Consider the following 12,547-nt stretch of genomic DNA (forward strand, 5'->3'; position numbering starts at 1 on the left):
ATCAGTCCCGGAACATGTCCGCGTACGACGACGACAGCGCCGGGTAGTAGGCGTCCCAGTCGACCTCGGCGACGCTACGGCCGGCCTCGGCCGCCACCAGACGGTCGAGGTAGTACTCCCATCCCGGGCCCACGTTCTCGGCCATGTCGGCCGTTGGCAGTCCCTGAGCGAAGGTCAGTGTCGTCGTTCCGTGGGCTTCGGCCAGGTCCAGTTCCAGCCGCCACACGTCCTCACCCCCGTCCTGGGCCGGGGATTTCGATTCGACGACCAACCGGCGCGGCGGATCGCATTCCAGGATCGTGAACCGTTCGGACTCCACGTCGTCGCCCTCGGCGGTCATCCGGAAGTCGACGAACCCGTCGGCCGGATCGCCCGCCCACGTGCCGATCCAGCGTTCGAGCCGGGAAGGTTCAGTGATCGCCGCCCATACGGCGTCGATCGGCGCGGCGAACGACCGCTCGAGGACCACATGGGGCACGCCCGCACGGATCTCGCGTCGGCCCGTGGCCGTGATGTAGGCAGTCATCCTGTCTCCTTGTGTCGTTTGCCTGAGTCGGGCTGTGCAAGAAGGGAGTCCGCGGATTTCTCATCGTCGAACTCGCGCACGGTACGTCGCACCTCGAGGTCGAGCGCGTCGAGATGACGCTCGTCGAATCTCGGCTGCACGGCGTCCGAGTCCACGGCATCCGAGTCCACGGCGTTCGAACCCGCAACCGCCGAGTCCACCGCGTCGAGCCACGCCCGGACTCCGGCCAGCGCGCCGGACGCCAGCTCGTAGTGCCGCTCCCGGCCATGGTCGACGGCCGTCGTCACGCCCGCTTCGCCGAGCACGCGAAGATGACGCGAGATCGCCGGCCGGCTGATCGGGTGGTCGGCCGCGAGATCGACGACGCGCGCCGACCCGCGAGCGAGCCGCTCGATCAGCGCACGGCGCACAGGGTCGGCGATCGCCTCGAAGTCATCCACGTCCTATTGGTAACACACGAGTTACCAATAGGGAAGGGTGGAGCTGTCTACGCCCCGACCGGACGCGCAAGCGCGAGTCCGATCCGCGCGACCATGTCGTCGACGGCGAACTTCGGCTTCACGTTCATGTCGAGCGACTCTCGGCACGCGAGCACGGCTTCGACGCACTGCAGCAGCTGCTCGGGCTTGGCGTAGCCGGCGAGCGGGTTCGCGAGGTCGTCGGCCTTGTCCGGATGCATCGCGGTGACCTGGGCGCCCACGCCGACGACGAGCGCGTCGCGGAACAGCGCGGCGAGGTCGACCAGGGCACGGTCGAGGACGTCGCGTCCGACCCGGGTCGCCCTCGACTTCTGCCGCTTCTCCAGTTCCTTGAGCGCGCCGGCACTTCCGCGCGGCATCCGCGCGGTGCCCTTGCCTGTACCGCCCGCCCCGAGCGCGGTCTTCATCTCCTCGGTCTCGGCCGCGTCGAGTTCGGCACTGATCGCCTTGGCGGCCTCATCGGCCGACCGGACGAGCTCCTCGGCAGCGGCATAGGCGGTCGAGTCGCGGGCGGCGGCACGCGCCAGCCCGAGCGCCTTCTCGCGTTGCGTGCGCGCCTCGGGATCCGTCGCCAGCCGACGCGCGCGCCCGATGTGGCCGCCGCACACCGACGCCGCCCACCGAGCCTGCTCCGGATCGAGACCGTCGCGCTCGACGAGAACCCGCTCGATGTCGGCGGTCGTCGGCGTCACCAGTGCGACGTGCCGGCAGCGCGACCGAAGGGTCACCGAGATGTCCTCCGGGTCCACCGACGGCGCACACAGCAAGAACACCGTGCGTGACGGCGGCTCCTCGACGACCTTCAGCAGCGCGTTCGCGGCCTGCTCGGTGAGCCGGTCGGCGTCCTCCACGATGACGATCTGCCAGCGCCCCGTCCCCGGCCGGCGCGCGGCGGCCTGCACGATGTCGCGCATCGCCCCGACGGCGAGACTCAGCCCCTCCGGCACGACGTGGCGGACATCGGCATGGGTCTTCGCCATCACCGTGACGCACGCACGACACTCGCCACAGCCGACGTTCGCGGCGTCGGGCGCCTGGCACTGGAGAGCCGCGGCGAAGCACTGCGCGGCCACCGACCGACCGCTGCCCGGCGGTCCGGTGAACAACCACGAGTGGGTCATCGACGCCCGCGACCACCCCGCATCGACGGCCGGGATCTCGTCGTCGGCGAGGAACAGGTCGTCCGACGTACCCGCGTCGAGCCTCGCCGCAAGAGCACGGGCGGCCCGTGCGGCGGCCCGCAGATCGTCGGCGATGGCCTCTTGCCCGGTCAGCCGATCGAAGACATTTGTCACAGCAACACCCTAATCCGCAGTTCGGACACGCCTGAGGCGCGGAACCGTGTTTAACGATTGCAAGCAGCCAGCTACCGTAGTCTCCGTGGTTCAACAACGGTCGCGGTGGTCAAAGGGCCTGCATCTGGCCCGATGGCTGATTCATACGCCGTGGCCCATTCTCGCGCTGGACATGCTGCGGGCGAACCTCGTCGGTGCACTGTTCACCTTCGCGTTCCTGCGCTTCGGCATGCCGATCCAGGATTCGATCAGCCTCGACGAGATCACCGCGCTGAACCAGGTCATCTTCGCTGCCTACCTGTTGATCGCGATGGTCATCGGCGGCTTCGCCAGCATCCAGCTCTCGCTACCGGTCCTCATCTGGCATCGGCGTCGCACCCGACTCGACAACGAGGCCGCACGACGCCGCGCCCTCGCGCTACCGATGCTGCTGACCGCGGTGAACGCCGCACTGTGGGTCGTCGGCGGCACGCTGTTCACGCTCGTCAACCTGACCGTGTCGTCGAAGAACGCCTTCATCGTCGCGATCGCCAGCACGATCGGCGCGATGGTCACGTGTGCGCTCAGCTACATGCAGGCGGAGAAGGTCATGCGGCCGATCACGGTCGCGGCGATGGCCAACAATCCCGACAACGCCATCGCGCCCAGCGTCACCACCCGCATCACCGCGTTCTGGGTGATCAGCGTGGTCGCCCCGATGCTGGTGATCATCGGAATGATCGTGCTGCACCGGCTCGGCATCATCGAGGCCGACTCCACCGGCCTGGAGCGGCCGATCCTGTGGATGGCGATCTCGGCGCTCGCGTTCAGCGTGATCGCGATCGTGCGCGTTGTCGCCGCCATCAACGACCCGATCAAGCAGCTGCGGCGCGCACAGTCCAAGGTCAGCGAGGGCGACCTCAACGTCGCGGTGAAGATCTACGACGGCAGTGATCTCGGCCTGCTGCAGGCCGGATTCAACGACATGGTCGCCGACCTGCGCGAACGCCAGCAGCTGCGCAACCTGTTCGGCCGCTACGTCGGCGAGGACGTCGCGCGGCGGGCCATCGAGACCGGCACCGAACTCGGTGGCGAGGAACGCTACGTCGGCGTCCTGTTCGTCGACATCGTCGGCTCGACGCGCCTGGCGGTGAATCGGCCGCCCCGCGAGATCGTCGAACTGCTCAACGAGTTCTTCCGGGTCGTAGTCGGCGTGGTCGGTCGCCACGGCGGGTTCGTCAACAAATTCCAGGGCGACGCCGCGCTCGCCATCTTCGGGGCGCCGCTCGACCTCGACGACTTCGCCGGCCGGGCGCTTGCCTCCGCGCGTGAGCTGCGGGCCGAGCTCTACGAGACCCTGGGTGACACCGACATCGGCATCGGGGTGTCGGCCGGCAAGGCCATCGCCGGCCACATCGGCGCCGAACAGCGACTCGAGTACACGGTCATCGGCGACCCGGTCAACGAGGCGGCCCGCCTCACCGAGCTCGCGAAGGACGAACCCACCCGCGTCCTCGGGTCCGCTCGCGCGGTGTTCCTGGCATCTCACGAGGAAGCCGAGCATTGGGAGATCGGCGAGGGCGTCGAACTCCGCGGCCGCGGGATCGAGACGCTCCTCGCGCGCCCGCACCTCGAGCCGGACCGGCGGGACTGAGCTACCCCCCTCCCCTGCCCCCTGAGGTGCGAGCAGGGACTCGCCGTCGCTTGCCCCAGCGATTAGCGATTATTGAGCGCTCTTACTCGGCGTCCGGCGTCGCCTTCTTGGCCGCCGTCTTCTTGGCGGTCGACTTCTTGGCTGCGGTCTTCTTCGCCGTCGTCTTCTTGGCTGCGGTCTTCTTCGCCGCCGTCTTCTTGGCCGCTGCCTTCTTGGCGGGGGCCTTCTTGGCGGGGGCCTTCTTCGCCGCCGCCTTCTTCGTGGTCTTCTTGGCAGCCTTCTTGGCCGGGCCACGAGCCCGACGATCGGCGAGCAACTCCATCGCGCGCTCCGGCGTGATCGAGGCGACCTCGTCGCCCTTGCGCAGGCTGGCGTTGGTCTCGCCGTCGGTCACGTACGGTCCGAACCGACCGTCCTTGATGACCATCGGCTTGCCGCTGACCTCGTCGTCCTTGCCGAGCTCACGCAACGGCGGCGCGGCGGCCTGACGACCGCGACGCTTGGGCTCCGAGTAGATCTTCAGCGCCTCGTCGAGGGTGATCTCGAAGAGCTGCTCCTCGGTGCCGAGGGACCGCGAGTCCGAGCCCTTCTTGAGATACGGGCCGTACCGGCCGTTCTGCGCGGTGATCTCGTCGCCCGACTCCGGGTCGACGCCGACGACGCGCGGCAGCGACAGCAGCTTCAGAGCGTCCTCGAGCGTGACCGTCGAGATGTCCATCGTCTTGAACAGCGAGCCCGTACGCGGCTTGGGACCGGCCTTCTTCGCCGCCTTCTTCGCGGTCTTCTTCGCCGCCGGCTTCGTCTTGGTGGCCGTGCCCCCGCCGGGCGAGTCGAGCGGGACGACGTCGCCGTCGGCGGCGTCCGAACCTCCGGTACCGCCCCCCGACCCGCCGTCACGCGGCGTCGGGCCCGCGGGAATGGTTGCGGGCGTGTCCCCGTCGTCGTCATCGTCGTCCGACGGCAGGACCTCGGTCACGTACGGACCGAAACGTCCTTCCTTGGCGACGATCTCGTGACCGGTGGCGGGGTCCGTACCGAGCGAACGCCCCTCTTGCGGTGTCGCGAAGAGCTTTTCGGCGACCGCGAGGGTCAACTCGTCCGGGGTGATGTCAGCGGGCAGGTTGGCGCGCTGCAGATCCTCTTCCGCACCGTCCGCGGCGACATTGCGCTCGAGATACGGCCCGTAACGGCCGACCCGCACGTAGATCGGGCGGCCCTCTTCGTCGTTGAACAGACGGATGGAGTTGACCTGCCGTGCGTCGATCTCCTCGAGATTGACGCCGACGAGCTTCTTCAGACCGCCGTATTGCGCGATTGCCGAGTGGGCGGAACGGGTTTCACCGTCGGCACCCTGGTGATCATCGCCGAAGTAGAACTCCGACAACCACTTCGTGCGGTTCTCGTTACCCGTGGCGATCTGATCGAGGTCGTCTTCGAGGGTCGCGGTGAAGTCGTAGTCGACGAGGCTCTGGAAGTACGCCTCCAGCAGACCGACGACCGCGAATGCGATCCACGACGGCACCAGGGCGTTGCCCTTCTTGACCACGTACCCGCGGTCCTGGATGGTGCCGATGATCGACGCATACGTCGACGGTCGGCCGATCCCGAGTTCCTCGAGCACCTTCACCAGCGACGCCTCGGTGAACCGCGCGGGCGGGTTGGTGGAGTGACCGTCGGCCGTCAGGTCGGTGGCCGTCAGCGACTGCCCCTCGGTGAGCTGCGGCAACCGGTTCTCGGCGTCGTCGGCCTGGCCGCCGCTGAGCTCGTCGACCGTCTCCACGTAGGCCGACAGGAAGCCCGGGAAGGTGATCGTGCGACCTGACGCGGCAAAGGTGCAGCGCTCTCCGGAAGAGGCGGTACCGGCAATACGCAGGCTCAGAGTGGTGCCCTTGGCGTCGGCCATCTGCGACGCGACCGTGCGCTGCCAGATCAGTTCGTACAGGCGGAACTCGTCGGCCTCGAGCTGCCCGGCCACCTGGCCGGGGGTACGGAAGGTCTCACCGGCGGGTCGGATCGCCTCGTGAGCTTCCTGGGCGTTCTTGACCTTGCGGGTGTACTGACGCGGCGTCGGGTGGACGAAGTTGTCGCCGTAGAGCTCGCGGGCCTGGGCGCGGGCGGCGTTGATCGCCGACTCGCTGAGGCTCGTCGAGTCGGTACGCATGTAGGTGATGAAGCCGTTCTCGTACAACCGCTGCGCGATCCGCATCGTGCGGTCGGAGGTGAACCGCAACTTGCGGCCGGCCTCCTGCTGCAGCGTCGAGGTCATGAACGGCGCGTACGGACGGCGCGTGTAGGGCTTCTCCTCGACCGAGGTGACGGTCATCCCCGCACCTCGCAGGCCGGTGGCCAGACTCTCGGCGCGGTCGGCGTCGAGCACGATGACGCCGTCGGACCTCTTCAGGACACCCGTCGACTCGAAGTCGCGTCCCGTGGCGACCCGGGCTTCGTCGACGTTGACCAGCCGCGCCTTGAAGGTCTGCGGATTGGAGCTGTCCGCACTCTCCGCGCTCGCGTCCATCGTCGCGGAGATATCCCAGTACTCGGCCGACACGAACGCCATGCGCTCGCGCTCCCGCTCGACGATGATGCGCGTCGCCACCGACTGCACACGGCCCGCCGACAGCTTCGGCATGACCTTCTTCCACAGCACCGGCGACACCTCGTAGCCGTAGAGGCGGTCGAGGATGCGTCGGGTCTCCTGCGCGTCGACGAGGTCGATGTCGAGGTCACGCGGGTTCTCGGCAGCCGCCCGGATGGCCGGCTCGGTGATCTCGTGGAACACCATGCGCTTGACGGGGATCTTCGGCTTGAGGGTCTCGAGGAGATGCCAGGCGATCGCCTCCCCCTCGCGGTCACCGTCGGTGGCGAGGTAGAGCTCGTCGACGTCCTTCATCAGCGACTTGAGTTCGCTGACGGTCGACTTCTTGTCAGGCGACACCACGTACAGCGGCTCGAAGTTCTCGTCGACGTTCACGCCGAGACGTGCCCAGGACTGCCCCTTGTACTTGGCCGGCACGTCGGCGGCACCGCGCGGGAGGTCGCGGATGTGCCCTCGGGAGGACTCCACCACATAGTTCGCCCCCAGGTACCCGGCGATCTTGCGGGCCTTGGTCGGGGACTCGACGATCACGAGGCGTCGAATACCCCTGTTCGAGCGGGATGCGGTGCTGGTCTCTGCCACCGGGGCGTCCTTCGGTTGACTGGGTGGAGAACGTTCCTGCGTGTCAGTTCAGGTGTGTTCGATGGGTTTGTACCTTATGTATAGCGCCGTTTGCACATCTGAATTCCGTCTCGGACCCGGCGAGGTGACCGATCCGACACCGTTCCGACCCGTTGTAGCAGCTCAACGGCTCGAATGCGGGATGACTAATGCTCGTCGACCGGAGGCCAGTCGGCGACGGCCTCGACACAGGGCGGGACGCCGACGTACTCGTGCAACCGGGACAGGCGCCGGTGGCCTGCGATCCGCAGGGCCGGGGAATGCCCGCGCGTACCGACGAGGGTTGGTGCGATGCCGACCCGCATCAGCGCCGTGGCGAGTGCCGCGTGCGACTCCGGAGCGTGGGGATCCAATCCGAGCTGGTAGCGGCCGGCATCCGAGTGACCGGCGGCGATCACCCACAGGCGCAGGGCCCGGAAACTCGGAACCCAGCCGGGGGGCATCGCCTTGACCGCTCCCGCGGACCAGGCCGCGTGCAGGGGATCGAGTTCATGGCAGGGCGCGGTCCGGGCCAGCGGCGTGCCCTCGTCCGAGACCGTCGACTCGGCTTCGAGGCCGGCCGCACGCATCTCGACGACGATCTGCTCTGCCCGCCAGCGGTCGGCGACCACGATCGAGACCCGCGTACCGGTTTCGGAGCGGACGGCCTGTCCGTGCGCCGCGAGCAGCCCCGCGAGGTCGGCGTACGCGGGCTGTTCGGTCTCCGCGGAGAAAAACGACAACTGGCCCACGATTCGAGACTAGTGCTGTGTCTCGGAAATAGGTGGGCGGTTCAGGTGGCGCGTTCGCGACGCGCGGAGCGCTGCGGAACGGGAGCCAGACAACAAACCGCTCCCGCCTCGACGAATCGAAACGGGAGCGGTGGTTTGCCCCGACTGCTTGGTGCAGTCACACGCGGGTCTTCTCAGACAGCGCGGACGCCGGTGGCCTGCGGCCCCTTGGTGCCCTGACCGACCTCGAACTCGACCCGCTGGTTCTCCTCGAGGGTGCGGAAACCGGATCCCTGGATCTCGGAATAGTGGACGAACACGTCGTCGGAACCCTCATCAGGCGCGATGAAGCCGAAGCCCTTTTCCGCGTTGAACCACTTCACAGTTCCCTGTGCCATTCTTGCAATCCTTTACATATCAACTGTCGCGACACGATGGGTCATCGTGTCGTGGCCGGTCGACCGCCATACCTCAAAGAGCCCCGCGAAGATCTGCATCGATCCGCCAAACTAACCTCAGTACCACGGCTGCAACATGCTTGTCGCCCACCGGGCGGTGGGTCGCGAAAGCTGCGGCCGGAACCAGTCAATCATGTTCGGCCCCCCAGCGATAGTCACACGAACCAAAGTGAGTCAAAACCTCGTCAAACTTCAGACCAACGACACCAGCCGGTAACATCGACGCAGGTCGGAGACCCGTCGCTGCAACACTATTTCGAAGAGTTCTCACCAGAAGATGCAGTACTCCACATTCGGGACAGGCCTGTTGGCCCGCACCCTCGCGGGGTCCGACGCCGACCCCTCCCCGCTCACCCACCTCTCGGTAATCCCATCGCGCTCACCATCTTTCGACGCCTGGCCGGAGTGGGTGCCGCAGCCCCTGATCGACGCCTACGCCGACAACGGCATCGAGAAGGTGTGGACTCACCAGGCGCGCGCGGCCGACGCCGCATTCCGCGGCAATCATGTGGCTATTTGCACCGGGACCGCATCGGGCAAATCGATGTCGTATCAAATGCCCATTCTCACTTCTTTTCTGAACGAAAAGAATGCGACCGCGTTATACCTCGCGCCGACAAAAGCTCTCGGGGCCGACCAGATCCGGGCGGTGTCCTCGATCATCGCCGGGCGACCGGAGTTCGGGCACCTCCAGCCGTGCGCATACGACGGCGACACCGACCCCGAGATCCGGCAGTGGGCGCGCGCCCATTCGCGCTGGATCTTCACCAACCCCGACATGCTGCACATCGGCATCCTGTCCCATCACCACCGATGGCGTCAGTTCTTCCGGCATCTGCGGTTCATCGTCGTCGACGAATGTCACCACTACCGAGGCGTGTTCGGGTCTCACACCGCCCTGGTGATGCGGCGTCTGCTGCGGATCGCGCGGGCCGCCGGTGCCGATCCGGTCGTCATCGGCGCGAGTGCGACGGTCGCCGAACCGGCCGAGGCGCTGGGCCGGTTGATCGGTGAACCGGCCGTCGCGGTGACCGAGGACGCATCTCCCCGCGGGGAGCGGACCGTCGCCCTCTGGGAGCCCGATTTCCTGCCGGTGGTCACCGGCGAGAACGGTGCACCCGTCCGACGCTCGGCCGGCGCTGAATCCGCCCGACTGCTGGCCGATTTCGTGGTGGAAGGTGCTCGTACACTGTGTTTCGCCCGGAGCCGGCGGGGCGTCGAACTGACCGCACTCAGCGCACGACACCTGTTGTCACAGAGCGCCCCCGAGCTCGAGTCCCGGATCGGCGCGTACCGGGCGGGATACCTGGCCGACGATCGGCGACGTCTGGAGAAGGCCATCTCCGACGGCGAACTGCTGGGCGTGGCCACCACCAATGCGCTCGAACTCGGCGTGGACATCAGCGGACTCGACGCCGTGATCGTCAGCGGGTACCCCGGAACGGTCGCCTCGTTCTGGCAGCAGGCCGGGCGCGCGGGACGCCAGCGCGAGTCCGGCGACTCACTCGTCGTGCTCGTCGCCCGCGACGACCCGCTCGACACCTACCTCGTGCATCATCCGGAGTCACTCCTCGGCAAACCCGTCGAGGCCACGGTCACCGACCCCGCCAACCCGTACATCCTCGGTCCGCACCTGCTGTGCGCCGCCATGGAGAAACCGCTGTCGGACAGCGAGATCGACGCCTGGAACGCCCGCGACGTGGCGCAGGACCTGGCCGCCGACGGCCTGCTGCGCAAACGTAAGTCCGGCTGGTACGTCACGGCCGGAACCGAACCCCACGCCGACGTCGACATCCGCGGCGGCATCGGCGGGCAGGTCCTGATCGTCGACACCACGACGTCGCAGCTGCTCGGTACCGTCGACACCGGCCGGGCCATGTCGACGGTGCACCCCGGCGCCGTCCACATTCACCAGGGCGAGACCTATCTCGTCGACGAGCTCGATCTCGACGACGGTCTCGCGCTGGCGCATCCGGAGGACCCGGACTGGACGACGTCGGCGCGGGAGACGACGGACATCAGCATCACCGCGACGCTCGCGAGCCGGCGATTCGGCCCGCTGACGGTCGCATTCGTGGAGGTCGACGTCACCCATCAGGTCGTCGGTTACCTGCGCACGTTGCGCACCGGAGAGGTGCTCGACGCCGTCGAGCTCGACATGCCCGAGCAGACCCTGAGCACCCGCGCCGTGATGTACACCCTCACACCGGAGGCACTCGCCGACGCCGGTGTCGACGAGACCCGGTTGCCCGGTTCGTTGCACGCCGCGGAACACGCGGCCATCGGCCTCCTCCCTCTGGTTGCGACCTGCGACAGGTGGGACATCGGTGGACTCTCGACCGACCTCCACCCGGACACCGGTCTGCCGACGGTCTTCGTCTACGACGGGTACATGGGCGGTGCCGGTTTCGCCGAACGCGGGCATTCGGCGTTCCTGACCTGGATCGACGCCACCCGAGACGCCGTGGCCAGCTGCGGTTGTGAGAGCGGTTGCCCATCCTGCGTCCAGAGTCCCAAATGCGGCAACGGTAACGATCCGCTCGACAAGAATGGCGCAGTAGCCGTCCTGGATCTTCTCCGTCGGGAATACTTGGCCCATGCATGACGAGGCATCCGACCGGGGGACCCACACGTATCGTCAGGTCACCCGACCCTCTCGTGCCTTCTTCCTGCTCGCCCGCCCGACGCAGAACACCGACCAGTTGCCGTCGTCCATCGGCGAGCGCGACGTGTTCTTCTATGAAGACGAGGCGCTCGACGCCCTGGACCTCCACTACGCCTGGTGCGCGGCCCGTTCCGGAGGTTTCACCGATGTCGTGACCACGGCACAGTGGTATCTGCAGACGGCGATGGTCGGTCCGCGGGTCACCGCCTCCCTCGGTGAGGTCTATCTGGCGTCCACCGATGCCCACTCCGGTGAAACCTGGGCAGCAGCAGGCGGTTTCCTCACCGAGGGGGAACTCATCCACTGGTCGTCGTTCGTCCGGGCCGCCCGATCGTGGATTCCGCTGAACACCGGGACCGATGCGCTCGAACTCGCCTATCGCGGCGACACCGACGTGCACTTCCACCAATTGTGGTTCGCGCCCATGCAGTCCATCCGGGTGTACCCCAAGCGGATCTCCGTCGAATCCGACGGTCTCGGGTAGGGCCGCCCTTCGGCACGGGGTCAGTCCACCGGTCCCGCGCGCGCCTGGGCGGTGGCGTCGCTCGTCCCGAAGCTCCCGAGTGCCACCGGCACCCGAACCGTCACCACCACATCGTCTCCGGCGGTACGGCACTCCACGAGCTCGGCCCCCGAGTCCTGTCGGCGGCTCAGATCTCGTGCCGCCGCGCATGGATTCGGCTCACCCGCGGCATGCTCGATCGCCGCGGCCAGAGCGGACAGATCGGCCGCCGACTGGGCGCGGTGGCGGGCGAGCACCGCTGCCCCGACATAGATCACCATCACGAGAACCGCAGCCAGCGCCGCGATCACGAATGCGCCCAACACCGTTGCGTGACCGTCGTCGTCGGCGATCAGCCCACGACGGCGCGTCATGGCCCCACCCCCGGCGCGAACACCACCTGATCCGCACCTGTCGGCTCCTTGGCCGCGACCGCCCGGGCCGACACCGTGAGACCCGGCAGCATCGCCACACCCGATCGGACCTCGACCACGACGACCCGATCGTCCGCATCCGAGATCGACACGCGCGCACCGTCTCCGACCAGCCGTTGCGCGACCTCGCGCCCCGAAGCATCACCCGCAGCGGACAGGCGAGCCACCTCGCGCGCCGCATCGGTACAGCGGATCTGGGTGGTCACCGCGGCGACCGCACCCACGGCGATGAGCACCATGACGACGATCGCGGCGATCGCGTACGCGGCCTCGACCGTCACCATGCCTGATTCGTCGGCGAGCAGGCGTCGCAGCCACTTTCGGCGGTTCATCAACCGACCGAGGTGTTGAGCGCCTTTCCGATGATGCCCGTCAGGGCACTCACGATGTTGTCACCGGTGACGACCGTGTAGAGGATCGCCCCGAACGCCGCCGCGGCGATGGTGCCGATCGCGTACTCCGCCGTGGACATGCCTTCCTCGTCGGTCATCAGGCGCGTCATGTGCGCGCCGAGACGTCCGATCACATCGCTTCGATCGTGCGGCGCCGCGGCCTGGGTGGCGTCGTGGGTCCGGAACATGGTGCGTGACATGGTCTCTCCTGGGAGTCGATGGAACCGAGTGAA

Annotated in this window: 12 protein-coding genes; 3 read left to right on the plus strand and 9 right to left on the minus strand. The window is 67.6% G+C overall.

Features of this window, described 5'->3' with window-relative positions:
- Position 1: 1 nt before the first annotated feature.
- From FFS52_RS01835 to FFS52_RS01845, 3 genes are read right to left on the minus strand one after another with little or no spacing between them, the layout of a single operon-like run.
- Positions 2 to 526, minus strand: a complete 525-nt coding sequence (locus FFS52_RS01835) for an SRPBCC family protein (protein ID WP_137808638.1) — start codon at positions 524 to 526, stop codon at positions 2 to 4.
- A complete protein-coding gene (locus tag FFS52_RS01840) occupies positions 523 to 966 on the minus strand; it encodes a metalloregulator ArsR/SmtB family transcription factor (RefSeq protein WP_137808639.1) in 444 nt (147 codons plus the stop codon). Before FFS52_RS01840 ends, FFS52_RS01835 begins: the two co-directional genes overlap by 4 nt.
- 47 nt (positions 967 to 1,013) lie before the next feature.
- Entirely contained in the window at positions 1,014 to 2,300 is a 1,287-nt protein-coding gene (locus FFS52_RS01845; protein ID WP_137808640.1) for a DNA polymerase III subunit delta', read from the minus strand.
- Between the two features lie 172 nt (positions 2,301 to 2,472).
- Between FFS52_RS01845 and FFS52_RS01850 the strand changes: the two genes are divergently transcribed.
- The gene (locus FFS52_RS01850) at positions 2,473 to 3,933 is read left to right on the plus strand and encodes an adenylate/guanylate cyclase domain-containing protein (protein WP_078111767.1); all 1,461 of its coding nucleotides are present in this window, start codon (positions 2,473 to 2,475) and stop codon (positions 3,931 to 3,933) included.
- Between the two features lie 82 nt (positions 3,934 to 4,015).
- Here the strand turns inward: FFS52_RS01850 and topA are convergent, their stop codons facing one another.
- The 3 genes from topA to FFS52_RS01865 all read right to left on the minus strand — a co-directional run bounded on the left by topA (position 4,016) and on the right by FFS52_RS01865 (position 8,261).
- Positions 4,016 to 7,114 (minus strand): type I DNA topoisomerase, encoded by a 3,099-nt coding sequence (gene topA / locus FFS52_RS01855; RefSeq protein ID WP_137808641.1) that lies wholly within the window; start codon positions 7,112 to 7,114, stop codon positions 4,016 to 4,018.
- Between the two features lie 185 nt (positions 7,115 to 7,299).
- Positions 7,300 to 7,884, minus strand: a complete 585-nt coding sequence (locus tag FFS52_RS01860) for a hypothetical protein (protein WP_137808642.1) — start codon at positions 7,882 to 7,884, stop codon at positions 7,300 to 7,302.
- Between the two features lie 173 nt (positions 7,885 to 8,057).
- Positions 8,058 to 8,261, minus strand: a complete 204-nt coding sequence (locus FFS52_RS01865; protein ID WP_004022110.1) for a cold-shock protein — start codon at positions 8,259 to 8,261, stop codon at positions 8,058 to 8,060.
- Between the two features lie 337 nt (positions 8,262 to 8,598).
- On the opposite strand from FFS52_RS01865, the gene FFS52_RS01870 reads away from it, so the two are divergent.
- The gene (locus tag FFS52_RS01870; RefSeq protein ID WP_068970205.1) at positions 8,599 to 10,926 is read left to right on the plus strand and encodes a DEAD/DEAH box helicase; all 2,328 of its coding nucleotides are present in this window, start codon (positions 8,599 to 8,601) and stop codon (positions 10,924 to 10,926) included.
- Complete coding sequence (locus FFS52_RS01875; RefSeq protein ID WP_137808643.1) at positions 10,919 to 11,470, plus strand: hypothetical protein; 552 nt, start codon at positions 10,919 to 10,921, stop codon at positions 11,468 to 11,470. Before FFS52_RS01870 ends, FFS52_RS01875 begins: the two co-directional genes overlap by 8 nt.
- A gap of 20 nt (positions 11,471 to 11,490) precedes the next feature.
- Here FFS52_RS01875 and FFS52_RS01880 read toward each other — a convergent pair whose 3' ends face one another.
- Genes FFS52_RS01880 through FFS52_RS01890 form a run of 3 tightly spaced genes read right to left on the minus strand, consistent with a single transcriptional unit; the run spans position 11,491 to position 12,514 of the window.
- On the minus strand, positions 11,491 to 11,862 hold the full coding sequence (locus FFS52_RS01880) for an Rv3654c family TadE-like protein (RefSeq protein ID WP_065630534.1): 372 nt from the start codon (positions 11,860 to 11,862) through the stop codon (positions 11,491 to 11,493).
- Positions 11,859 to 12,254 (minus strand): TadE family type IV pilus minor pilin, encoded by a 396-nt coding sequence (locus FFS52_RS01885; RefSeq protein WP_065630535.1) that lies wholly within the window; start codon positions 12,252 to 12,254, stop codon positions 11,859 to 11,861. The genes FFS52_RS01880 and FFS52_RS01885 overlap by 4 nt, the downstream gene beginning before the upstream one ends.
- Positions 12,254 to 12,514: a DUF4244 domain-containing protein gene (locus tag FFS52_RS01890; RefSeq protein ID WP_078111772.1), complete on the minus strand. Its 261-nt coding sequence runs from the start codon at positions 12,512 to 12,514 to the stop codon at positions 12,254 to 12,256. Before FFS52_RS01890 ends, FFS52_RS01885 begins: the two co-directional genes overlap by 1 nt.
- Between the last annotated feature and the right edge of the window lie 33 nt (positions 12,515 to 12,547).

It is taken from the genome of Gordonia sp. ALPHA1B1, assembly GCF_005502615.1.
GTDB lineage: Bacteria > Actinomycetota > Actinomycetes > Mycobacteriales > Mycobacteriaceae > Gordonia > Gordonia hongkongensis.